General features: G+C 39.8%; 19 protein-coding genes, 1 pseudogene and 1 other annotated feature. Of the genes and pseudogenes, 15 read left to right on the top strand and 5 right to left on the bottom strand.

Features of this window, described 5'->3' with window-relative positions:
• Positions 1-25 precede the first annotated feature (25 nt).
• From NSQ71_RS14305 to murC, 6 genes are all read left to right on the top strand, one after another.
• Positions 26-583, top strand: coding sequence for a helix-turn-helix domain-containing protein (locus NSQ71_RS14305; RefSeq protein ID WP_339193237.1), 558 nt, complete (start codon positions 26-28; stop codon positions 581-583).
• Positions 584-601: 18 nt separating this feature from the next.
• Positions 602-1,321 carry an AzlC family ABC transporter permease gene (locus NSQ71_RS14300; RefSeq protein ID WP_094244637.1) on the top strand — a complete coding sequence of 240 codons (720 nt, stop codon included), beginning with the start codon at positions 602-604 and terminating at the stop codon, positions 1,319-1,321.
• Positions 1,314-1,619 carry an AzlD domain-containing protein gene (locus tag NSQ71_RS14295; protein WP_094244638.1) on the top strand — a complete coding sequence of 102 codons (306 nt, stop codon included), beginning with the start codon at positions 1,314-1,316 and terminating at the stop codon, positions 1,617-1,619. The genes NSQ71_RS14300 and NSQ71_RS14295 overlap by 8 nt, the downstream gene beginning before the upstream one ends.
• Positions 1,620-1,702: 83 nt before the next feature.
• Positions 1,703-2,962, top strand: coding sequence for a M48 family metallopeptidase (locus tag NSQ71_RS14290; RefSeq protein WP_063387330.1), 1,260 nt, complete (start codon positions 1,703-1,705; stop codon positions 2,960-2,962).
• Between the two features lie 153 nt (positions 2,963-3,115).
• Positions 3,116-5,695 (top strand): DNA translocase FtsK, encoded by a 2,580-nt coding sequence (locus NSQ71_RS14285; protein WP_340734140.1) that lies wholly within the window; start codon positions 3,116-3,118, stop codon positions 5,693-5,695.
• 203 nt (positions 5,696-5,898) lie between these two features.
• On the top strand, positions 5,899-7,197 hold the full coding sequence (gene murC / locus NSQ71_RS14280) for a UDP-N-acetylmuramate--L-alanine ligase (protein WP_063387332.1): 1,299 nt from the start codon (positions 5,899-5,901) through the stop codon (positions 7,195-7,197).
• Positions 7,198-7,256: 59 nt separating this feature from the next.
• Here the strand turns inward: murC and NSQ71_RS14275 are convergent, their stop codons facing one another.
• A complete protein-coding gene (locus NSQ71_RS14275) occupies positions 7,257-8,372 on the bottom strand; it encodes an aminopeptidase (protein WP_340734139.1) in 1,116 nt (371 codons plus the stop codon).
• Positions 8,373-8,569: 197 nt separating this feature from the next.
• Between NSQ71_RS14275 and NSQ71_RS14270 the strand changes: the two genes are divergently transcribed.
• The 4 genes from NSQ71_RS14270 (at position 8,570) to ccpA (ending at position 12,275) form a co-directional block, all read left to right on the top strand.
• On the top strand, positions 8,570-9,001 hold the full coding sequence (locus NSQ71_RS14270; protein WP_063387334.1) for a DUF948 domain-containing protein: 432 nt from the start codon (positions 8,570-8,572) through the stop codon (positions 8,999-9,001).
• A gap of 32 nt (positions 9,002-9,033) precedes the next feature.
• Positions 9,034-9,477 carry a YtxH domain-containing protein gene (locus NSQ71_RS14265; protein WP_063387335.1) on the top strand — a complete coding sequence of 148 codons (444 nt, stop codon included), beginning with the start codon at positions 9,034-9,036 and terminating at the stop codon, positions 9,475-9,477.
• A gap of 477 nt (positions 9,478-9,954) precedes the next feature.
• A complete protein-coding gene (locus NSQ71_RS14260) occupies positions 9,955-11,031 on the top strand; it encodes a bifunctional 3-deoxy-7-phosphoheptulonate synthase/chorismate mutase (protein WP_063387336.1) in 1,077 nt (358 codons plus the stop codon).
• A 239-nt stretch (positions 11,032-11,270) separates the two neighbouring features.
• Positions 11,271-12,275 carry a catabolite control protein A gene (ccpA, locus tag NSQ71_RS14255; protein WP_066248881.1) on the top strand — a complete coding sequence of 335 codons (1,005 nt, stop codon included), beginning with the start codon at positions 11,271-11,273 and terminating at the stop codon, positions 12,273-12,275.
• Between the two features lie 35 nt (positions 12,276-12,310).
• Here the strand turns inward: ccpA and NSQ71_RS14250 are convergent, their stop codons facing one another.
• Genes NSQ71_RS14250 through NSQ71_RS14240 form a run of 3 tightly spaced genes read right to left on the bottom strand, consistent with a single transcriptional unit; the run spans position 12,311 to position 14,817 of the window.
• The gene (locus NSQ71_RS14250) at positions 12,311-13,507 is read right to left on the bottom strand and encodes an acetoin utilization protein AcuC (protein ID WP_063387338.1); all 1,197 of its coding nucleotides are present in this window, start codon (positions 13,505-13,507) and stop codon (positions 12,311-12,313) included.
• A gap of 1 nt (position 13,508) precedes the next feature.
• Positions 13,509-14,150, bottom strand: a complete 642-nt coding sequence (locus NSQ71_RS14245) for an acetoin utilization AcuB family protein (protein ID WP_063387339.1) — start codon at positions 14,148-14,150, stop codon at positions 13,509-13,511.
• A 34-nt stretch (positions 14,151-14,184) separates the two neighbouring features.
• Positions 14,185-14,817 carry a GNAT family N-acetyltransferase gene (locus NSQ71_RS14240; protein ID WP_066248879.1) on the bottom strand — a complete coding sequence of 211 codons (633 nt, stop codon included), beginning with the start codon at positions 14,815-14,817 and terminating at the stop codon, positions 14,185-14,187.
• Between the two features lie 159 nt (positions 14,818-14,976).
• Between NSQ71_RS14240 and acsA the strand changes: the two genes are divergently transcribed.
• Entirely contained in the window at positions 14,977-16,692 is a 1,716-nt protein-coding gene (gene acsA, locus NSQ71_RS14235; RefSeq protein ID WP_063387341.1) for an acetate--CoA ligase, read from the top strand.
• A 115-nt stretch (positions 16,693-16,807) separates the two neighbouring features.
• Positions 16,808-17,254, top strand: a complete 447-nt coding sequence (locus NSQ71_RS14230; RefSeq protein ID WP_063387342.1) for a GNAT family N-acetyltransferase — start codon at positions 16,808-16,810, stop codon at positions 17,252-17,254.
• A 128-nt stretch (positions 17,255-17,382) separates the two neighbouring features.
• Here the strand turns inward: NSQ71_RS14230 and NSQ71_RS14225 are convergent, their stop codons facing one another.
• The gene (locus NSQ71_RS14225) at positions 17,383-20,172 is read right to left on the bottom strand and encodes a transglycosylase domain-containing protein (RefSeq protein ID WP_340734138.1); all 2,790 of its coding nucleotides are present in this window, start codon (positions 20,170-20,172) and stop codon (positions 17,383-17,385) included.
• Positions 20,173-20,300: 128 nt separating this feature from the next.
• Positions 20,301-20,517, top strand: a binding site (T-box leader).
• A gap of 48 nt (positions 20,518-20,565) precedes the next feature.
• Here NSQ71_RS14225 and tyrS point away from each other — a divergent pair.
• From tyrS to NSQ71_RS14210, 3 genes and pseudogenes are all read left to right on the top strand, one after another.
• Positions 20,566-21,828, top strand: a complete 1,263-nt coding sequence (gene tyrS, locus NSQ71_RS14220) for a tyrosine--tRNA ligase (RefSeq protein WP_339193230.1) — start codon at positions 20,566-20,568, stop codon at positions 21,826-21,828.
• A 390-nt stretch (positions 21,829-22,218) separates the two neighbouring features.
• Positions 22,219-23,334 carry an IS4 family transposase gene (locus NSQ71_RS14215; protein WP_340734137.1) on the top strand — a complete coding sequence of 372 codons (1,116 nt, stop codon included), beginning with the start codon at positions 22,219-22,221 and terminating at the stop codon, positions 23,332-23,334.
• Between the two features lie 302 nt (positions 23,335-23,636).
• Positions 23,637-24,865 (top strand): annotated as a pseudogene (locus tag NSQ71_RS14210) (IS256 family transposase).
• Positions 24,866-25,005: the final 140 nt, after the last annotated feature.

Genomic DNA, 25,005 nt, shown 5'->3' with positions numbered 1-25,005 from the left:
ACAAAACATAAAAAAGGAGGAAAACATGAAGCCGATTCAGCAAATTATTGGGGAAAATTTTTGTAAAATCCGAAAAAGGATGGCGCTAAGCCTTGACAAGGTGTCTGAAAAGACAGGTGTTTCCAAAGCGATTCTGGCACAAATTGAAAGAGGGGAAGCGAATCCGACTGTTACCACGCTGTGGAAAATAGCGAACGGACTTCATGTATCATTTTCCGCTTTGATGAAGGAGGAGGCGCCAAGCGTTCAAAAAATATCTTTATCAAACATACCGGCTATATCTGATGATGATGAAAGGTATAAAGTATACCCGATGTTTACGTTTGAAATCGGCAAGCCGTTTGAGGTGTTTGAAGCACATTTAGAGCCTGGACATGTCCATCAATCGGATGAACATGCGCGCGGGGTGCAAGAAATTTTGATCATTCAAAAGGGAGCTTTAGAAATTGTAATTGATGGATGTTCTTATGTTGTTCGCGAAGGGGAAGCGATCCGATTTGCAGCGGACAAAAAGCATGATTATAAAAATATAACGGATCAAAAAGTTAAATATTATGTGATCATTTATTATCCGGAAAACTAGAAATGGAGGTGATTCCGATTGCATTCGACAGCATTGGCAAAATATAAATCGGAATTAATCCAAGGCATTCAAGCAGGAATCAGCATTGCCATCGGCTATTTCCCCGTTGCCATCGCTTTCGGCCTTCTTGCTGAAAGAACGGGACTTTCGATTGCGGAAACGGTGATGATGAGCGCAATCGTTTTTGCAGGAGCGGCTCAATATATGTCATTAAGCCTAATTGCTGCGCATGTTGGTGCTTGGGAAATTATTATGACAACTTTCATTGTAAACATCCGCCATTTCCTTATGTCAGCATCATTAAATGAGAAAGTGGAGAAAGACTCCATTTGGATAAAAGCTCTGTACGGCTTTGGTGTAACAGATGAAACATATGCAGTTGCGGCTGTCAGACAGGAAATGGTCACAGCACCATATATGTTTGGACTATGCTTGATGGCATATAGCAGCTGGGTGATCAATTCTGGAATCGGTTATATAGTTGGAGAAAATTTGCCCGCTTTCTTACAGGAAAGCATGGGAATTGCTCTATATGCCCTATTCATCGGCTTATTGGTTCCTTCATTAAAAAAACATCGGAAAATTATCGTACTAGCTTTATTATCTGCAGTGATAAATTCCGTTTTATTGACGACCGGACGGCTGTCTATAGGCTGGTCTATTGCATTGTCGTCCTTATTTTCCTCCGTTGTTGTGGAATGTATCTTTAGAAAATTAGAGGTGCAGCAAGATGAATAGCCAAATATTTTGGTTGATTATCGGAATGGGCATTGTGACATACATACCGCGAATGCTTCCTTTTGTTATTTTCAGTCAATTACATCTCCCTCCGTTTTGGCAAAATGTATTAAAAAATGTACCATATGCAACATTAGGTGCATTGATCGTGCCCTCGGTCTTTTTTATTCACGAGGATTTCCTGTTTGGAGCAGTCGGTGCATTTACAGCGTTCATTGCTGCTTATTTCGGAGCCAACGTCTTTTTTGTAGTTATTTGTTCAATTGCCGTTTTATCTTTTTACAGCTTCTTTTTCTAAATATTTTGGAAAAGCAGTTCTATTACGATGTTTTTTTATCTAAACTACTAAAGGAGGGAGTTAAGCTCAAGGGGGTATTCGGCTTGAAAAAGAGTCTTCTAACGATCATTTTATTATATGCAGTTTACGGTTTGGTTTTATACTTCTATTTATTCTTCTGGACGGGTTATGAGCTGCCGAAGGGAATTGAAGGTACTGCTGCTGATCCGAAAACGTTTTTAACGGCAGAGGAGCTGCAGCTGTCAGAAAATTATTCGCAATTGAAAAATTTGGTATTTTTCATATCCATTCCGTTAGAGTGGATCATCTTTTTTATTGTGCTAAGCTTTGGGATTTCAAAAACATTTCAGCAATGGGCGGAAACAGCATCCCGTTTTTTTATAGTCCAAACAGCTTTATACTATTTTTGGCTGTCATTGCTTGTCACTTTACTAACATTACCTGTCAGCTGGCTGAACTACAAACTGTCAAAGGATTTTCAAATCTCGACCCAGACGTTGAACTCGTGGCTGAAGGATGAAGTGACCGATTTTCTTGTGAATTATGTTTTAATGGCGGTTGTCGTCACGTTTCTATACATCATTATTCGAAAATTTGAAAAGCGCTGGTGGCTTTGGGCATGGTTTGCATCGATACCATTCACATTGTTTATAATGTTTATTCAGCCGGTAATCATTGATCCGCTGTACAACGATTTTTACCCGTTGAAAAATAAAAAGCTGGAGGAAGAAATTTTACAGCTAGCTTCCAAAGCAGATATTCCCGCGGAGCATGTGTATGAAGTGGATATGTCCACCAAAACAAATGCGTTGAACGCCTATGTGACAGGAATAGGATCAAATTCGAGAATCGTTTTGTGGGATACGACGTTAAATAAATTAAGCGAAGATGAAATATTATTCATTATGGCTCATGAGATGGGACATTATGTGATGAAGCACATCTATATCGGAATAGCCGGGTATTTGCTTCTTTCCTTGGCAGGTTTATATATCATTCATCGGTTAATGATTTTTTGTACAAATCGATGGGGAAAAAGGCTGAACATTCAATCTATACGTGAATTGTCGTCGCTTCCTCTATTTCTTTTGCTGCTGGGGATGTTATCGTTCGCTTCAAGCCCTATATCCGGCATAGTATCAAGGTATCAAGAGAAACAGGCGGATTTATATGCAATTGAAATGACAAAAAACGAGGAAGCGGCTGTAAAAACATTTCAACATTTGGCGAAATTTAGCCGCAGCGAAATAAATCCGCCGAAAATAGTGAAATTTTTACGTTACGATCATCCGCCTCTGATTGAACGAATTATGTATATCGAAAATATAAAAAATAAAGAATAAACTCCTTGTTTATACTGGGAGTCTTATTTATTTTTAAATCTGTGATTTTAGCAATATAATATTAATGTTTGTCATTGCTTTTTAAACTTCCAAAAAGTATTTTTATTGATAAAATATAGGATGAGATTAGTATGAATGAAAGAGTGATCATAGATGAGCTGGTTGTCAAAACTGTTGCGGTTGTTTTTCGATAATCAGGAAGAAGAATATGAAAGAAAGATAGATAAAAACAATTCTACTGAAAAAATAAAAGATCAATCATTAACTGACGATAGATTAGAGATGCAAGCTAGAGTTACATATCAATATCCGAAAGGAAACTTTCGGTTTCCGCTAATATCCGATGATGAAACATTGCGAGAAACGAGACGCCCAGCGGATGCGGCAAAATCAAAAGCAAAAACATCTTCTGAACGCAAGCAGTCTCGACTGAATAGTGCACAAGGCGCACAAAAGGAAAGAAAATCTTTTCAGCCAACGGAAATCCCTTCACCGATTTTTGGATTTGGACCAAGGAATAGAGATGATTTATTTTTCAAAAAAATTGAAGAGCGATATCAGCAACAGACGGACATAGACGTACATGATATTTTCATCAATGATCTGGAAAAACAAAAAGAAGTGCAAAGGGAGTTTGCTGCAGCAGAAGAAATAGAAATAAATGAAATGATAGAATATGAAAACGATTATGAAAAAGAAATATCAAAAACACAAGATCACGAAGCTGAGGATTCATATTTTGAAATAACAGCACCGCCTTCGGAGGATAAACAGCGGGAAGCTGAGAAAGCTCAATCGGTCGAGGCTTCAAAGCTGGAGATGGAATCAAAGCAAGAGACGAATTTAAAACAGTGGACAGGTCTAAACCAGGAGACGGAATCAAAGCAAGAGACGAATCTAAAACAGCGGACGGATCTAAACCAGGAGATGGAATCAAAGCAAGAAACGAATCTAAAACAGTGGACGGATCTAAACCAGGAGACGGGATCAAAGCAAGAGACGAATCTAAAACAGTGGACAGGTCTAAATCAGGAGACGGATCTAAAACAAGAGACAGTTCTAAAGCAGGGGACGAATCTAAAACAGGAGACAGATCTAAAACAAGGAACAGATCTAAATCAGGAGGAAGGTCCAAAACAGGAGACGAGCCTAAAACAGGAAGCGGATCCAAAGCATTTAGAGAAAAAGTCCGATGACAGACGAAAGCCTGTTTCCAGAGGAAAGCTTTCAAATCAAAACGAAAAGACAATTATTCCATATAATGTCATTATGTTTGGACAAGATAAACGAAAGCTTGAATTAAAGGAAAAACAGCAAAATTATTTGTTTCCGCCGCTCACCCTCCTGAACGTTCAGCCGTTTGAGGAAGAAGCGGATGATCAGTGGATAGAAAAGCAAAAGAATTTGCTCGATCTTACGCTGCAAAATTTTCATGTCAATGCAAAAGTGGTCAATGTGTCACAAGGACCTTCCGTCACGAGGTTTGAGGTTCACCCTGAACCCGGCGTAAAAGTGAGCAAGATAACTAACTTGATAGACGATATTAAATTAAGCTTGTCTGCAAAAGACATCCGGATTGAGGCTCCGATACCGGGGAAAAACACAATAGGGATTGAGGTGCCAAACCGGAAAAGCAAAACGGTTTTTTTAAGAGAGATTTTACGGTCGAAAGCTTTTCAAGCCAACCGCTCTCCGTTAACGGTTGCTCTGGGCCTCAGCATTTCAGGGGAGCCGATTGTGACGGATTTGAAAAAAATGCCGCATGGTTTGATTGCGGGAGCTACAGGGTCAGGAAAAAGCGTTTGTATCAATACGATTTTAGTCAGCCTGCTCTATAAAGCAACTCCAAATGATGTGAAAATGCTCCTCATTGATCCAAAAATGGTGGAGCTTGCACCGTATAACCGCATACCTCATCTCGTCAGCCCTGTTATTACGGATGTAAAAGCAGCTACTGCTGCACTGAAATGGGCGGTAGATGAAATGGAAAGAAGGTATGAATTATTTGCCCATGTAGGCGTTCGAGATATCGAGAAATTTAATGAACGGGTCGGCGACAAGGAAAAGGAGAAACGATTGCCGTACATCGTGATTGTGATTGACGAGCTCGCTGATTTAATGATGGTTTCGCCGAACGATGTGGAGGAGGCGATTTGCCGGATTGCCCAAAAAGCGAGAGCTTGCGGCATCCATTTATTAATTGCCACACAAAGACCGTCTGTTGATGTTATAACCGGTTTAATAAAGGCGAATATTCCTACAAGAATAGCATTTTCCGTATCATCGCAAATAGATTCAAGAACGATTCTTGATACTTCCGGTGCAGAAAGACTCCTAGGAAGAGGAGACATGCTGTTTTTAGAAAACGGTTCTGCAAAACCGGTAAGAGTTCAAGGAACTTTTGTTTCTGATGATGAAATTGATCGCGTCGTTCACCATGTAAAAAACCAGATGGCGCCCAATTATTTGTTTAAACAAGAGGAATTGCTTGCGAAAACAAATTTCCAAGCAGAAGAAGATGATCTTTTTTATGAAGCCTGCGAGTTTGTTGTAGAGCAGGGGCATGCTTCGGCTTCAAGCCTTCAACGCCGTTTTCGAATCGGTTATAATAGAGCGGCCAGATTGATTGATTTAATGGAGGAGCAGGGGATCATTTCCCCGCCGAAAGGAAGCAAGCCGCGAGACGTGCTAGTGTCAGAAGAACAATTGAAAACAATAAAAGAGAGTAGTTGAGATGTACTGAACATGATATTATTAAAATGTTGGGCTGATTTTGGCAATGCCGATTTAAAACGATATACGTTGCTTTCAATTAGGAAACACTAAAAGTATACAATATTGCGTTATGAAGCTTGCAGGAAATAAATATTATAGTTGCAAAACTAGTCATTCGTCATATATTATTTTACAGATAGACGATTGTTGGAGGTTCTTATATGACTGCTTATCATTTTGTTGGCATAAAAGGAACAGGGATGAGTGCTTTAGCTCAAATCCTTCATGATATGAATGAAAATGTACAAGGATCTGATATTGAAAAATATATTTTTACACAAAAAGGCTTGGAGGAACGGGGAATTCAAATATTTCCTTTTTCAAAAAATAACATTCACCCTGGTTTAACTGTAATAGCTGGTAATGCTTTTCCAGATACACACGAGGAGATTGAAGAAGCAAAGAGACTTCAATTGCCGGTTTACCGCTATCACAAATTTTTAGGGGAATTGATGAACAAATTCACAAGCATAGCGGTAACTGGCGTGCACGGTAAAACATCTACAACCGGTTTACTGTCTCATGTTATGCAAGGTGCTTTTCCTACCTCATACTTGATTGGAGACGGAACGGGAAAAGGAGTTCAAAACAGCAAATATTTTGTCTTTGAAGCATGTGAATACCGGCGCCATTTTCTATCCTATCATCCGGATTATGCGATTATGACGAACATTGATTTTGACCACCCTGATTATTATCGTGATCTGGATGATGTTTTTTCAGCCTTTCAGCAAATGGCTTTACAAGTGAAAAAAGGAATTATCGCTTGCGGAGATGATGAGCGTTTACAGGAAATACAAGCGAAAGTTCCGGTATTATATTACGGTTTTCATGAGGAAAACGATTTTCAAGCGAGAAATGTGGTGAAAAGCACAACGGGAACTGTATTTGATGTATATATTCGGAATACGTTTTACGGCACGTTTGAAATTCCTGCATTCGGGGATCACAACGTTCTAAATGCGCTGGCGGTTATTACGTTATGCCAATACGAAAATATTGGAATTGATGTTATTCAGGAGCGCGTCAAAACGTTTAAAGGCGTAAAAAGAAGATTCAGCGCCAAAAATTTCGGAGGACAAGTGCTGATTGACGATTACGCCCATCATCCTACGGAAATAAAAGCAACAATTGAAGCTGCGCGGCAAAAATATCCTGACCGGGAAATTGTTGCTGTTTTTCAGCCTCATACCTTTTCAAGAACACAGTCATTTCTTAATGAGTTTGCGGATAGTTTAAAAAGCGCCGACAAAGTATACTTATGCGAAATTTTTGGCTCTGCCCGTGAAAACATAGGGAACCTCACGATAAAAGATTTGCAGGCGCAAATTGAACATTCAGAGCTAATCGATGAGACGAACATTAAAGTTTTGAAAAAGCATGAAAGCAGCGTTATTTTATTCATGGGTGCAGGAGATATTCAAAAATATCAAGATGCCTATGAAAAGCTGTGTGTTTAAAACAAAACGACTGTAACAAAAAATGTTACAGTCGTTTTGTTTTTATAGCGAAGAATGCACTATTTTAAATTCTCAGGATTTAGCTGCTCCAATTCCGGAATGACAAACAGTCCGTCTTTTCGGATCAATACGTCGTCAAAATAAATTTCTCCGCCTCCATATTCCGGACGCTGAATGGCGACCAAATCCCAGTGGATATTGGAATGATTGCCATTATACGCCTCATCGTAGCATTGCCCTGGCGTAAAGTGGAAGCTTCCAGCGATTTTTTCGTCAAACAGAATGTCCTGCATCGGGTGAAGGATGTATGGATTGACACCGATGGCGAATTCACCGATATATCTTGCTCCTTCATCTGTATCCAAAATGCTGTTTAATCGTTTTGTATCATTAGCTGACGCATCAATGATTTTTCCGTCTTTAAATGTTAACTGAACATTTTCAAATGTAAATCCTTGGTACGGAGAAGGCGTATTAAACGTAATGGTACCGTTCACAGAATTTTTAACAGGCGCTGTAAATACTTCACCGTCAGGAATATTCATGCGTCCTGCACATTTAATCGCAGGAATATCTTTGATTGAAAAAGTCAAATCAGTGCCAGGACCTTTAATATGTACTTTGTTAGTTTTGTTCATCAGTTCAACAAGCGCATCCATCGCTTTATCCATTTTTTCGTAATCAAGAGTGCAGACATTAAAATAAAAGTCTTCAAACGCTTCTGTGCTCATTTTTGCAAGCTGTGCCATGGATTCATTCGGGTATCTGAGAACCACCCATTTTGTTTTCGGAACGCGGATTTCACGATGCACCTTTTGCCCGATTGTTCTGCCTTCCAGCTTCATTTTTTCTTCTGGAACGTCAGCAAATTCATTAATGTTTTTGCCTGATCTGAGGCCTATGTATGCGTCCATTTCTTTCATGACATTTGCTTCGAAATCAGCCATCATTTCGAATTGTTCTTCTTGTCCTCCAAGCAATAAAGCTCGGTTTATTTGATGATCTTTAATGGAAACAAACGGATGCCCGCCAGCTTTGTAAGCCTCGCGGATGAGAGCAATCACAAGCTCCTTCTCAAGACCAAAGTTTTCAATAAGCACTTTTTCGCCTTTTTGCAGTTGGCATGAATAATGAATTAAAATTTTTGCCAATTTTTCGATTCTTGGATCTTTCAACTTGCCGGCCTCCTTTTTTTTCGTTATACAATAATATTGTAGCGTTTCCTGATTGGATTTAAAACTTGTTCTATTTTTGATATGATCGAAAGGATTCAATTGACAAAATGTCGAATAGATAAATGATTGCAGATTTTATGTTTGCATTCCGAAAAATTAGGGAATTGTATTATTGGTTTTACTTGGAGGTGCAGCAGTTGGAATTCATATTATATGCAAGCATTGCGCTAATAGCCGTAGCTTTTACAGTGTTAGTTGTTTATTTAGCCAAAACATTAAAATCTCTGCGCATTACACTCGATCAAGTAGCCGGGACACTTGCGGGCCTTGAAAAGCAGGTGGAGGGCATTACAAAAGAAACAACAGATTTGCTTCATAAAACAAACCAATTGGCGGAAGACATTCAGAAAAAATCTGAGAAGGTCAACTCAGTGGTGGATGCCGTAAAAGAGATTGGAACATCCATTCAACAATTTAATCGGTCTATGAAAAAAGTTTCAGCGAGTGTAACTGGACAATTGGAAAAAAATGAAGAAAAAGTTGCTCAAGCCATCCAGTGGACAAATGCTGTGATGGAATTGATTGATAAAGTAAAGCAGAGAAAACGATCAAAGAAGCAAACTGATTAATTAATTTTACTTAAAAAACAGGAGGCGCAAACATGTCAAAAAAAAGCACGAATAAAAAAGGGTTCATAATAGGTTCTATTATAGGCGCTGTTGTTGGGGCAGCTTCCGCATTATTGCTTACGCCAAAGTCAGGAAAAGAGCTTCGCGAAAATTTTAATGATCAGGCGGGAAAAGTGAAGGAAAAAACATCAAAAATTACAAGCGAAGCATATGAAAAAGGAGTACAGTTTATCAGCTTGGCAAAAGAAAAATCACAAAATATTCAACAGAAAATCCAAGAGCAGTCTGAGGGCTTGGTAAAAAAAATAAAGGAACGAAGCAATGAAAATGAAATTTCTGAAAAAGAAAATCCTTCAGATTCCGCTGACACCGAGCTTGACGACGAACAAAGTCAGAAAACAGAAAATTTGACTGACACTTCACAAGCCTCAGATGAAGAGCTTCAAAGCGAAAACAATAAAGAAACAAAGTCATAGGTTTGGCAAGACAATCATCATCGGCAAACAAGCCGATGATTTTCGTTTACAGGAAAATAGGCAGCGAATAGAGGAAAAGAGCGTGAAAATTTTCATGGGGAATATTTTTCGAACAGTGTTACAAGTCCATCAGCCGGCAAGGTTTTCAAGAATTTTAAGCTTTTGCTGCTGATTGCCAAAGCCCTAATCATTTAGTTTACATGTACAAGAATTGTCCGATTCCATAACTGAAACATAATATAAATGAAACATAAATCCCCCAAATATTGTATAATAATTTTATCTGGCATGATGATCATTGGGAAATGACTTGTGAAGAACTGAAGAAAATATTTTGAAAAAAATAAACACTTTACCGCTTAAAAGCGTTTAATCGATAAAGAAATTTTTAGTGACATTTCAAGGAATATGGTTTATAATAAACCCTAATTAAAATCAAATGCTTAAAATTTTGACGGATGTGAAAGGGTGGAAAAAATGAGCAATACAGAATTAGAAGCGCTTAGGGAACGGGTTGATGAAATCAATTTGCAAATTTTAAAATTAATTAACGAGCGAGGCAAGCTTGTTCAAGAAATTGGGAAAGCGAAAGAAGCGCAAGGAGTTAACCGATATGATCCTGTCCGTGAACGAAAAATGCTCGATTTGATAAAAGAACATAATAATGGTCCATTTGAAGATTCCACTTTACAGCATATTTTTAAGGAAATATTTAAAGCGGCATTAGAGCTTCAAGAGGACGATCATCGCAAAGCATTGTTAGTATCAAGAAAGAAAAAGAAAGAGAATACAATCGTTGACGTCAAAGGCGAAAAAATCGGGGATGGCAGCCAATACTTTGTTGTCGGTCCTTGTGCGGTAGAAAGCTATGAGCAAGTAGCTGCTGTTGCGGAAGCAGCGAAGAAACAAGGCTTGAAGCTGCTAAGAGGCGGTGCATTTAAACCTAGAACATCACCATATGATTTCCAAGGTTTAGGTATTGAAGGCTTAAAAATTTTAAAAAGAATTGCTGATGAGTTTGATATGGCAGTTATTAGTGAAATTGTGTCGCCTCAAGATATTGATGTGGCCCTTGATTACATCGATGTCATCCAAATCGGGGCACGGAACATGCAAAACTTTGAATTGTTAAAAGCAGCAGGATCTGTTCGCAAGCCTGTATTGTTAAAACGCGGTCTTTCTGCAACGTTATCAGAATTTATGAATGCTGCGGAATACATTATTTCTCGAGGTAACGATCAAATCATTCTTTGTGAACGCGGAATTCGCACGTATGAACGCGCTACAAGAAACACGCTGGACATTACAGCAGTTCCGATTTTAAAACAGGAAACACATTTGCCTGTATTAGTTGATGTCACTCATTCAACAGGCCGGAAAGACCTTCTAATTCCTGCTGCAAAAGCTGCTCTTGCTATTGGGGCAGACGGTATTATGGCTGAAGTTCATCCGGATCCGGAAGTAGCTTTGTCAGATTCTGCGCAGCAAATGAATATTGAGCAATTCAATCAGTTTATTTCTGAATTAAGACCATTAGCGAAAGTAAATGCCTAATTGAATATCGTCTATTTTTTAAAAAAGGAGCCTTTTAAGGTTCCTTTTTTTGCGTAGATCGTTTACATTATTTAATGAAGGATATACTTTAATGAACATATTTTTTTAACGAAAAAGGTAAAAATATAAGAAAACACGCCAAGCACATTGCGGACGAATGCTTTGTATCGTATGATAAGAGTTATACGGAAGAGACTGTACTTATTTGATATAGATCATTTAGATGAGGAGTGTTGATCATGAATAATGTGACGATATATGATGTTGCACGTGAAGCGAACGTTTCAATGGCGACAGTTTCACGAGTTGTAAACGGCAACCCGAATGTAAAGCCGACAACTAGAAAGAAAGTATTGGAAGCGATTGAGCGTCTCGGCTATCGGCCAAATGCGGTCGCAAGAGGGCTGGCTAGCAAAAAGACGACGACTGTAGGTGTTGTTATACCGGATGTATCAAGCACATTTTATTCAGAATTGGCTCGCGGGATTGAAGACATCGCAACGATGTATAAATATAATATTATTTTAAGCAATTCTGACCAAAATAAAGAAAAAGAATTGCATTTGCTTAACACCCTTTTAGGGAAACAAGTGGATGGAATTGTATTTATGAGCGGCAATATTACAGAGGAGCATGTGGAAGAATTTAAACGTTCACCGGTTCCTATTGTGCTTGCATCAACTTTTGATGAAAACAATGAACTGCCTTCTGTTAATATCAATTATGAACAGGCAGCCTATGATGCGGTTAAGTTTTTAATCGATAAAGGACACAAACATATTGCCTATGTATCCGGGCCGATGGAAGAGCCTGTGAATAAAGTGAAAAAACTTAAAGGATACATACGTGCACTTGAAGAGGCAGGGATCAAATACGATGAACAATTTGTAGTAGAAGGAGATTATTCCTACGAATCCGGGATTGAAGCATTTGACAAAGTGTTGGAGCTGTCGCCAAAACCGACTGCAATCTTTGTTGGAACGGACGAAATGGCATTGGGCGTGATTCATGCCGCTCAAGATAAAGGCTATGAAATTCCGAAAGATTTTGATGTCATCGGCTTTGACAATACTCGTTTGGCGACTATGGTTCGTCCGCGATTAACAACCGTTGTCCAACCGTCTTACGATATCGGTGCGGTTGCGATGCGCCTGTTAACAAAATTGATGAACAAAGAGGAAGTAGATAATCATATTGTTGAACTCCCGCATCGTATTGAAATTCGGCAATCGACAAAATCATAATCTTTTTAAGCTGAAGAAAAAACGGCCAAGCTTTTTTAAAAAGTTTGGCCGTTAACATTTTTTTTTGCATTATATTCCCTTTGCTGCCGGATGAATTGCAGAGCCAATTCAAGAGTGTGATTGTTTTTTTCTTCAATTTCTTTTTTCCTTGGAATCGGTTGATATAACGGATCGGGATCTTCCCATGTTGGGATTAATTCAACGGGAGATTTCTCCTGCCATTTTTCCAGCCATTCTTTCGGAAGAGCCCCTTGTGCTTTGCAGCTTAAATTTTTCATCTCCAGCCAAATGAGCGACCAAGCTCTTGGAACAACCCGCCAAATATCGTAGCCTCCTCCGCCGACAGCTATCCATTTTCCATCGCAGTAGCTATGGGCAATTTCATGTGCAAGTTTCGGAATTTCCCGGTAAATATTGATGCTGGCGTGAAGATGAGTTAGTGGATCAAAATAGTGGGCATCAGCTCCGTTTTGAGTGACGATGACATCAGGCTTAAAGTACTCTGCAACTTCTGTAACGGCCTCTTTGTAAACTTTTAGCCATGATTCATCTTCGGTAAATGCATCTAACGGAATATTAAAGGCAAAACCGTATCCAGAACCTTGTCCCCGCTCATGAACTGTTCCTGTCCCAGGAAATAAATATCGCCCAGTTTCATGAATAGATAGTGTGCAAACGTTTGGCTCATCATAAAACGACCATTGAACACCATCTCCGTGATGCGCATCCGTGTCAATGTACAGCACCCTTGCCCCATATTTTTCGATAATATATTTAATCGCCACTGCGCTGTCATTATATATACAAAATCCAGACGCTTTCCCCCTGAAGCCGTGATGAAGACCTCCGCCTAAATTTAAAGCATGCTTCGATTTTTCCATCATGACATGATCAACTGCTGTTAATGTCGCGCCAACAATAAGAGAACTGGCCTGATGCATGTTTTGAAAAATAGGTGTATCTTCCGTACCAAGTCCGTAGTTTAAAGCTTCATGCTCAGACAGCTTTCCTTCCCCTGCCTGTTTTACTGCACGAATATAGCCGGCATCATGAATAAGCTCCAGCTCCTCATCTGTTGCAAATCTTGGTTCAACTATTTCATCATCTTCAAGCGCTTTCAATTTTTTTAGCAAATCAACTGTTAATTCTACTCGCAGCTGGTTGAATGGGTGCTTATTACTAAATTTATAATTTAAAAATAAAGGGGAATAAATAAACACGCTGTCTTTCATGTTATTCCCCCATCATATGAGGCCATACAACGGTATAACCTTTTTTCTCAAGCTCAGTAATAAGCCCCATTGGATTCATCGTCTGCACCCGAAAAACTAGTGTTTTGAATTTTTCGTTTTCTTCCGGATACACAAAAACGCTGGAAATGTTTACTTTTCCTTTATGAAATACTGTTGCGACTTCTGAAAGCATTCCGGTTATATTGGGAACTCTTACTTCAATTCGGGAGCTGGGCTGATGGGCTCCAGTCAACTTTACAAACGTATTCAAAACATCTGTTTTGGTAATAATTCCGACAAGCTTGCCATTTGTAGTAATGGGGAGGCAGCTGATTTTATGCTCATAAAAAATCGTAGCAGCATCTTCAACAAAATCAAGAGGGTGTCCGGTTATGACATCGGTTTTCATAATGTTTTTAACTGGCTTGTTTAAAAGCGCATCCAATTTTTCATTTTTACTTAATATAGAGGGAGCAGCATCGCGAATATCTCTGTCTGATATAATGCCAATAAGGGTATTCTCTTCGCTGATGATCGGAATATGCTTGATTCTAGCTTTTTTAATTAAGTTTAAAGCATCTTGGATCGAGTGATCCGGAGAAAGCGTGAGTACGTTTTTTTGCATGATTTTTTCAATAATCATGTTATCCATCCCCTTTCCAAGAATAGCATGGCGATTAATACAAAAATCTGTTTGTAAACCTTAATTGGTCGAATTTCTGAATCGATTCGTTATCTACCCTTTTTCCAATACGAACCATTAGACAGTTTGCAGGATGAGAGCAAATTTCTGGATCATCTGTTGCATACCACTCAAGACCGCCTGCATTCATCATTTTTTCCATCATTTTTCTATACTCCCAAACATTTAAGCCAGTTCCCTTTAAATCCCAATGCCAATAATATTCCGTTGTAATAATGATGTAATCTTCCATTGCATCATCCATCATCGAAACAATCAATAAATTTTTTCCAATTTCACATCCGCGAAATTCTGGAATCACTTCAATGGCTCCTAGCTCAATTAAATTTTCCATCTTTCCTTCAGACCATCGTTCTAGAGGATCAGGGTATAAAAATGTAACATACCCGATGATTGTTTCGTCTTTTCTGGCAATAATAATCCGTCCTTCAGGAAGCTTGGCAATTTCTACAAGCGCTTTGTGCTGCCTTGGTGCAGGACGGAAAGCTGTTAAATCCTCATGAAATTTATAGCCTGCCAGTTTATCTGGGGGAATTGGCCCTTCGACAATCACCGTTCCATTTGGAGTTTCAATTTCTTTGGCATGATATGTTTTTTTATGTTCCATTCATTACACCGCCTACCAATCTAATAACCTATTCATATTATACAGGAATTGTCGAACATAATCGGATTTGTTTTGTAAAAAATTTTTACAAAATTGCGAAATGGAATAAAAAGTTATATAATGATAAACAAATATACTAATTTTTAGGGGGGTACTTCGATGAAAGTGGAAGCGCTACCAGCAATAAAAGGAAACCACAACTTAGCAAACTATGAGGAAGCATATGCGAGCTTTGACTGGAAAGAAGTAGAGGAGAATTTTTCATGGAGTAAAACTGGGAAAATCAATGCGGCTTATGAGGCGATTGACCGTCATGCAGATGGGGCCAAAAAAAATAAAGTCGCACTTTATTATCGCGATGCGAATCGTGACGAAAAGTATACGTTTGAAGAGATGAAAGAGCTCTCCAATAAAGCTGCGAATGTTTTAAAACAGCATACCGACCTTCAAAAAGGTGATCGGGTTTTCGTATTTATGCCTAGAAGTCCAGAGCTTTATTTTGTCATTTTGGGCGCAATTAAACTGGGAGCTATTGTAGGTCCTTTATTTGAAGCGTTTATGGAGAGCGCGGTAAAGGATCGTTTGGAAGATAGTGAAGCAAAAGTGATTGTAACAACAAAAGAGCTGCTGCCAAGAGTTCCAATTGATGAATTGCCTGCGCTCAAACATGTGGTGGTTGTAGGAGAAGATGTAAAAGAAGAAGGAAAAATAATCGATTTCTTTGCTCATTTTGAAAATGCAAGCAAAGATTTGGAAATTGAATGGGTGGATCGGAGAGACGGACTTCTTTTGCATTATACTTCCGGATCAACAGGAAAACCGAAAGGCGTTCTCCATGTCCATAATGCGATGATTCAGCATTATCAAACAGCAAAATGGGTTCTTGACTTGAAGGAAGAAGATATTTATTGGTGTACGGCAGACCCTGGATGGGTAACCGGAACAGTTTATGGTATTTTTGGTCCGTGGCTCCTAGGTGTTACAAATGTTATTGTTGGAGGCAGATTCAGCCCTGATTATTGGTATGAAACAATCGAAAAATACGGTGTCACTGTCTGGTACAGCGCTCCAACAGCGTTTCGGATGCTGATGAGTGCAGGAGACGAATTGGTGAAAAAATATAATTTAAGCTCTCTGCGCCATATTTTAAGTGTCGGAGAACCTTTAAATCCTGAAGTTATTCGCTGGGGAATGAAAGTATTTAATAAGCGCATTCATGATACTTGGTGGATGACGGAAACAGGCGGGCATCTTATTTGCAACTATCCGTGTATGGATATCCGGCCTGGATCAATGGGCAAGCCGATCCCCGGCGTAAAAGCAGCAATTATTGACGATCATGGAAATGAATTGCCTCCAAACCGAATGGGGAATCTAGCAATTAAAAAAGGCTGGCCTTCCATGATGCAAGCAATTTGGAATAATCCTGAAAAATATGAATCTTATTTTATCGGTGACTGGTATGTATCTGGAGACTCCGCTTATATGGATGAAGATGGATATTTTTGGTTCCAGGGACGGGTTGATGACGTCATTATGACTTCCGGCGAACGGGTCGGACCGTTCGAAGTAGAAAGCAAGCTTGTTGAACATCCTGCTGTAGCGGAAGCTGGAGTTATCGGCAAGCCGGACCCTGTTCGAGGAGAAATTATTAAAGCGTTCGTTGCATTGCGCAGCGGCTATGAAGCATCAGAAGATTTGAAAGAGGATATTCGCCAGTTTGTTAAAAAAGGGCTGGCAGCACATGCAGCGCCACGGGAAATAGAATTTTGCGAAAAACTGCCGAAAACTCGAAGCGGAAAAATTATGCGCCGCGTGTTGAAAGCATGGGAGCTTAACTTGCCAACAGGTGACTTGTCGACGTTGGAAGATTAAAAATAATAGAAGCCGTAAGTCTAGTAAATAGGCTTGCGGCTTTGTTATTGGCGGTTCAGGCATTAATAATAGATTGATAAAATAAACGCTAAAAATGGAAATAGGAGAGAAGCTTATGGAATCATCCCTTTTATTGAAAGAATTGCGAACGAAAGAGGAAATTTTAGAAGGATTTTCAGTGATGAAACATTTGCGGACTCATCTTGATGAACAATCATTTCTTGAATTGGTGCTTGAAGCTAAACAAAAGGAAGGATATCAATTAGTTGCTCTTTACGATCATAATAAAATGGTTGCCATCATCGGATTTATGCCAATGATCACTTTATACTACGGGCGTTTCATTTGGGTTTGTGATTTAGTGACATTGCCTGAAGAACGATCAAAAGGATACGGTGAAAAGCTTTTAACGTATGTTCATCAATATGCTGTAGAAAATGGCTATAATATTGTTTCTTTATCTTCCGGCTTGCAGCGCGTTGACGCACACCGCTTCTATGAAGAAAAAATGCGATACAATAAAGTAAGCTATGTTTTCTTAAAAAAGCTGCCGTCACACTAGCCAGTAAAAGATAAAAAGGACCACGTGCGGTCCTTTTTAAATATTTATTGGGTGAAAGCAAGTTTTGCTGGGCTGTTTTTTCTGTTTCGTCTACTTTATTGATCGTTTAATGCATCTTTTCCATTCGCCTATTGTCTTGCATTTGCCGTCTGCTTCGGTTTTTGCTGCGGCTCTGTTTTTCCAGATTGCGCCGTTTTTACAATGGCTGAAGGAGGAGACGCTTTTCCTGCCACATCAACTGCAACGACGTAATAGGAGGCAGGAGATTTTCCGACTGAGATGCTTAAGTTATTTTTTGCAGGTATGCTGGCAATTTTTTTGAAACTATTTGAATTAGAGGGAGCTGCATAAACTCTGTACCCGATAACATCATATTCACCGCTTTTGCTCCAGGATAATGTTGTTCCGCTAAGCTTTACAGCGGGCACTTTAGAAGGAGCTTTGCCATTATCCTGAAGAACCCTATTGCCGGTCAACGTCAAAGCCTCTAAATTAACTCCGCTAGGCAGAAGTTTAGTCAATTGGGACACGTCTGAAATCCCAAGATTATTCAATACTTCTTTTTTCAGCAGAGGCCCTTCCTGGACGAATTCAGCCGGTGCATTTGCCGGCACTTGATAGGCTACGTTGTCTACTAAAACAAATTTGCCGTACGCCAAGCTTTTATCCACTTTATTCGGCAGAAATTTAGCGTTATACAAGTCAGTTTGAACGAGTCCAGCTTTCTTACATAATTCAGAAGGCAGATCCCCAGAGAGGGCGCAATACGATCTTGAAACAATTCCTTTAGGCATTTTAAAGGAAGTGTTAGGATCTATTAAGTCAGGTTTGACGCTGTATGCGGCGTTCATTAATTTTGCCCAAAGCAATATATTTCTATTACTGTAGGTCAAACCTTTGTAGGTCGTTTCCAGCCTTTTCGGCGTGTCATAACCGATCCATGTGCCGAAGGATACATTAGGATTTACAGCAACAAACCATGCATCCCGATAATCCTGCCCAGTTCCTGTTTTTCCAGCCCAATCAGATTGAAATGATAGATACCTTTTTAAAGAGGAAGCCGTTCCGCTTTGAATGACATCCCGCATCATATCAATCATTAAATAGGCTGTTTGAGGGGAAAAGACCTTCTCTTTCTTGCTGTTATGTTGATATATAACTTTTCCGTCTTGTGTTTCAATTTTTTCAATCATGTAGGCGTCGACAAATTCACCGTTATTGGCAAATGTTGAAAAGGCGTTTACGTTTTCCTCCACGGTTACTCCGTAAGTCATTGCCCCAAGAGCGAGGGAGAATGAACTGTAATCTTCTTGAGCAAGTGAACTAAATCCCATTTTTTCTAAATAGGATACCGGATTTTGCGAAATAATTTTTGCATAGGTTTTTACCGCCGGAATGTTATATGAATGTTTCAATGCTGTTCGAATACTTGTTAATCCGTGATAGCCGCCTCCATAGTTTTTCGGCTGATATTTCCCGATTGAAAATGGAAGATCTGCCACAACAGTTCCCGGCTGGACGATGCCCATTTCCATCGCGGGTGCATAGACAGCGAGCGGTTTCATTGTTGAACCGTTTGGTCTTAATGCTCTTGTAGCATGGTTTGTCTGCTCCCTGTTATGATCACGGCCGCCAACAAAGGAGATAATTTTTCCAGTTTTGTTTTCGATTAAAACAGCGCCGACTTCAACTGGTTCCTCGATGGTTACGGTCTTGCCTGTTTCAGGATCTTTTTTCTTTTCAAGCTTTGGACTTCCGTAATACTCGTAGTTTTTGACAACCTCTTGCATTTTGTCATAAATTTTCTTGTTAATGGTCGTATGAATGTTGTAGCCGTTTTGTCTCATGTCTTGATCGGCCAGCGCCATGTATCGATTAAACAGCTCTTTATTATTTTTTCGGAGATCCTCCAGCTTGTGACCGTCTTTTTTCGCCAGCTGCTCAGCCAGTATATCCTTCACTCTTTTTTCAACTTCGTATATAATCCAAGGATATTGCTCAATATCAGGTTTTTTCTTTTTGGCTAAATGAGCCTTTAAATCAAACTTAAGTGCTTCTTCATATTCTTTTTTTGTAATATATCCTTCTGCAAACATTTTTCTTAGGACGGTTTTCATTCGGTTTATACCAGGCTGTAAATCTTCTTTTACTTCTCCGTCCTTTGTGAACGGTGTATAAGCAAAAGGATTTTGAGGGAGACCAGCGATAAAAGCTGCCTGCGGTATCGATAAGTCTTTCGCATCTATGCCAAAAATCCCCTGCGCTGCAGCCTGCACGCCTGCAATGTTTCTTCCGGAGCTGTTTCGTCCAAATGATGATACATTTAAATAGGCTTCTAATATTTGATCTTTCGTAAAATATTTTTCTAATCTCAATGCTAGCAGGATTTCTTTTGCTTTTCTTTCAAATGACACTTCGTTGGTCAATATTTGGTTTTTAATTAATTGCTGTGTGAGGGTGCTTCCGCCGGTTCTGACAGAAGAGTTTGAGAACTCCTGGAAAATCGCCCGCATGATCGCCTTTGGGACAATCCCTTTATGCTCGTAAAAATATTCGTCCTCAACTGCAACAATTGCATGTTTTAAATGCTCGGAAATTTGATCAATTTTGATTTTTTCACGTTCAAGATCTGTGCGAATTTTCCCTAAATAGACATTGTCTGCAAAGTACACTTTCGTTGTTTCAGAATAATCGTAAATGTCTTTTTCCAATTCTTTTTCGGAACGGATCGGCTCATCTTTTACAAGCGATGCAAAATAACCAGCTCCTAATCCTCCGATAAAGGAGAAGCCTATTAAACCGATAACTAATAGTAAAAGAAATAAGTTCCATGTTACGTTATAGGCAATGACCATTTTTTGCTGGTGCTTGTGATAAAAGGAGCTTACCTTCCTAAAAAATTCGTACCATTTCTCCATTTTTCATCATCCCTCTACAAAATCTAGTTTATTATAGCATATTTTTTTCTCCGGTTGACGCCCTCTGTTCTAATCTTAGTTGACAAAGGATGTCAATTATGCTAAAAATATTTATTAATGAAAAAAATACTTGAGCGTTGATTGGAGAAAGTAGCAGGCATTTCCCTGTTTCAGAGAGCTGATGGCCGGTGCGAATCAGCACATAAATGCTTTGTGAATTACCTCCATGAGCATTCTTTGTGAAAGTGAAGTAGCAAAGGACGGTTTTTAGCCGTTATCAGAATGAGTGAAGAACATGCAAATGTTCTTAAGCAGGGTGGTACCGCGTAATTATACGTCCCTTCATGAAGGGGCGTTTTTTATTTGGATAAAATTTGAAAAGGAGTGGGTTTGATGAATGCTTTGCTAGAAGATTTAAAATATCGCGGACTCATTAATCAAGTAACGGATGAAGAAGGATTAGATAAATTGTTGTCAGAGGAACAGGTGAAGCTGTACTGCGGTTTTGACCCGACGGCAGACAGCCTTCATATCGGGCATTTGCTGCCGATTTTAACGTTAAAAAGATTTCAAGAGGCAGGTCATCAACCGATTGCTCTTGTTGGCGGCGCAACAGGCTTGATCGGCGATCCAAGCGGAAAAAAACAGGAAAGAACATTAAATGAAAAAGAAACGGTGAAGCAGTGGTCAGAACGCATTAAGGAACAGCTTTCCCGCTTTTTGGATTTTGAAAAAGAAGGGAATCCGGCCATTTTGGCCAACAACTACGATTGGATCGGGCCATTGGATGTCATCACATTTTTGCGCGATATCGGCAAAAGCTTTGGCATAAACTATATGCTGGCGAAAGAAACCGTGCAGTCAAGAATTGAAACGGGCATTTCCTTTACGGAATTCAGCTACATGATTTTGCAATCGTACGATTTTTTAAAGCTGTACCAAACCTATGATTGCCGCTTGCAAATCGGCGGAAGCGACCAATGGGGAAATATTACGTCAGGACTTGAACTAATTCGAAAAACGGAAGAAAATGCGAAAGCATACGGTCTTACACTCCAGCTCGTCACGAAAGCCGACGGCACAAAATTCGGCAAAACGGAAGGAGGAGCCATCTGGCTCGATAAAGAAAAAACATCGCCTTACGAATTTTATCAATTTTGGATCAATACCGATGACCGGGATGTCATCAAATATTTAAAATATTTTACTTTCTTATCAAAAGAAGAAATTGAACAATTGGCAGAAGAAGTGAAAAATACTCCTGAAAAACGGTCTGCGCAAAAAGCGTTAGCGGAAGAAGTGACAAAGCTTGTCCATGGCGAAGAAGCACTCAAACAGGCAGTCAAAATTTCCGAAGCGCTGTTCAGCGGCAATATAAAAGCTTTAACAGCAGAAGAAATAAAACAAGGCTTTAAAGATGTGCCTTCGTATGAAACGACCGAAAATGAAATCGGATTAGTCGATTTATTGGTTCAGGCGAAAATTTCTCCATCGAAACGGCAGGCAAGAGAAGACATCGGAAACGGTGCGATTTACATTAACGGCGAACGGGTGCAGGAGCTTGATTATATTGTGTCTGAAAAAGACATCATCGAAGGTCAATTTGCTGTGATCCGCCGGGGCAAAAAGAAATATTTCTTAATTCATTTCAAATAATCATATGCCTCTGCTCACACTTTAGGGGCCTATTAAAATCAATTGGAAAATATACGGGCGAGTGATTCTAAACGACCACCGCTCATACCCGTATTCTATTAAATAAGTCAAAAGCACCCCCCCCTTCAATTGAATGGATTAATTTATTCATTGAAGGGGGGTTTTTTCGTACAAAAGAAGCGGAATTTGTCGAAAAATACAGAATTTTGTATGTCAAAAAATGTACCTAAATCTAGTTTTTATAAAGTATCACTAGCATTGCACTAATTAAATCTGATGATTCAAAATACTAAGAATGTTCAATTTTTTATTGATTTCGAAACAAAAAAATCCTTTACAATGGAAGTACAGGTGGTTCCTGTCCAAATCCAATCGTAAAGGATAACCATTATGGACAAGAATACACTAATTTCATCATTTGGTAAATGGGTTTCACCCATAAATATTCAAAAACTTAGCGAACAAGTCAAAGAATTGAAACAGGACTATTACACAAAAAAGCTGACAACAGAAGCCTATATTAAACTTTTATTGGTAGCCCAACTGCTCGAATTTACGAGCTTAGAGGAAATGAGTGATGCACTTGTAGACGAAGATCTTCAAAAAGCACTCGGATTTGAATCGATAAGTGCCTCTCAGCTATCCCGAAAAAACAATCAGATCCACCCACTAATTCTTGCAAATTTGTTCTTGGATCTTGTTTGGAAAATTCAACGGCACCATTATCAAAACGGAAAGAATATGCCACTGAAAATCATTGATTCAAGTACACTCCCGTTGAATTTGACCCATTATAAATGGGCAAAATTCCGTAAAACAAAAGCTGGTGTAAAGCTACACTTACGGCTCGTTTTCATGGATAAAGACACCGTCTATCCTGAAAAAGCAGTGATTACGACAGCAAAAGAACATGACCGAAATCAACTCGAAGTCCTAGTGGATGATCAAGAAGCCATGTATGTGTTTGACCGCGGTTATGTGGACTATGAACGTTTTGATCGGATGACAGATGATGGCTATTTCTTCGTTTCAAGACTGAAGAAAAACGCAGTCATTCGTGAAGTCTATACATTTTCACTTCCTGATGATTGTCACGTTCTATCCGATAAAATGGTCTACATTGGTACCACACAAAATCGTACTGAAAATGTCTTTCGTCTACTAGAAGTTACGGACACAAAAGGGAACTTACTTCGTTTCATCACCAACCGATTTGATTTAAAACCAGAAGAGATAAGTGATATTTACCGATCTCGCTGGGCTATTGAGCTCTTTTTCAAATGGCTCAAGCAACACGTGGAAATTAAGCACTTTTATGGGATGAGTGAAACAGCTATTCAAAATCAAATTTTCTTAGCCCTTATCACGTATTGCTTACATGTTCTCATTCAATTGGAGATGAAAAGTAAGAAATCCCTACTTCGAATTACTCGTTGGTTAAAGAGATCTCTGTGGAAACCAGCTTATGTTTGGTTGCGAAAATTTGATGGGCGAGCCAGTCCATAATCTCCCTTTTGTCGTTGTCGCTCTGGTTTAGCTGTATATATTTACCAAATGGGCAGTGCCACCTTTCTGTAGGTTTTGTCTTTTTGGCACAAATTCACAAAAATTAATTAACAGAAAATTCTAACTATATTTATGCAATGCTAATGATTTTAAATAGTTCCTGATAGAATTTATAAAAAACTTTTGGGGAGTTAAGTCCATATAATTGTGTAAAAAGGGAAATAGAAAAAGAGCCATGTTGCTTCCCCTTTGGTAGTATAAACAGTGGACCAAAAACACCAAACATAAGGAGGAATGCAACCATGGCTCAATATCATATTACCCTAAATGATGAACTTTTGCACGGGTTATTCACCAGAGATGAAGGATTAGCTAAGCTATTGGAACAAGTCCTCAATCAAATCCTCGAGGCGCAAGTAGAAGAACAGCTGGGAGCTCGCCGTTATGAACGAACGGAAGAACGAAAAGGCTATCGAAACGGTTCGTATCCACACCAGCTGACGACCCGGGTGGGACGGTTGACCTTGCGCGTTCCACGGACAAGAGATGGGGAGTTCTCTACGGAACTGTTCTAACGGTATCAACGGAGCGAACAAGCACTGGTACTGGCACTAATGGAAATGGTGGTAAACGGGGTGTCTACCCGAAAAATCACTCAAATCACGGAGGAATTATGCGGCACTTCGTTTTCCAAGTCGACGGTCTCCTCGCTGTGCAAGGGACTGGATCCGATTATCCAAGACTGGAATTACCGTTCCCTTCATGAACACGTGTATCCGTTTGTGCTAGTAGATGCTATTTATACGAAAGTCCGGGAGGATGGACGATTACGCTCCAGAGCCGTGTTGATCGCTACAGGAGTGAATGAGGAAGGATATCGAGAAATTCTTGGCCTGCAAATCGGAAACAGTGAATCGGAGTCCAGCTGGAGCGAGTTCTTCGGATGGCTGAAAGACCGGGGACTCCGGGGAGTGGACTTGATCATCTCGGATCAGCACGGCGGGCTGGTGCAAGCCATTGAAAAGCATTTCCAAGGCGCTACATGGCAACGATGCCAGACACATTTTATTCGCAATATCCTCGATGCCGCACCAAAGTATATGCAGGATGCCTTGCTCGAGGAGATTCGTGGGATTCTTCATGTAAGCAAACGGCCCGGCTGTTATTGGAACAAGTGCTGGCCAAATGGGAAGAAAAAGCCCCAAAAGCCATGCAAATCCTCGAAGAGGGATTCGAAGACGCCACCGCCGTATTGGACTATCCGGACCGTTATCGTCGGCGTCTGCGTACGACAAACGGAGTGGAACGGCTGAACGAAGAAATTCGCCGCAGAGAACGGGTCATCCGCATCTTTCCGAACCGGGAATCGGTGTATCGCCTCGTTGGTGCCGTGTTGATCGAAATCGATGAGAAATGGATGTCGGGACGTAAATACTTAGATATGTCCGAATATTGGCAGTGGCGGAAAACGAAAGAGCAAGAAGCTCGATCGGTGAATCAGGAGGCTCCGGCGATCAAGAGAGTGGGATAACCTCTATGCCGTGTCAAGGAGAACGTGGAATACCGGAGCGAAGCGAGGATATGCCGCGAAAGCTCCTTGACACGCCTGTTCCTTGACAACATGATGTTTTGTCCGGAAGGCGACTGGCAGGGAGACTTGCCGGACTTACC

Origin of the sequence: Aeribacillus sp. FSL M8-0235, from assembly GCF_038000355.1 — a bacterium.
Lineage (GTDB): Bacteria > Bacillota > Bacilli > Bacillales > Aeribacillaceae > Aeribacillus > Aeribacillus composti.
This window is presented reverse-complemented; position numbering and strand designations above follow the sequence as displayed.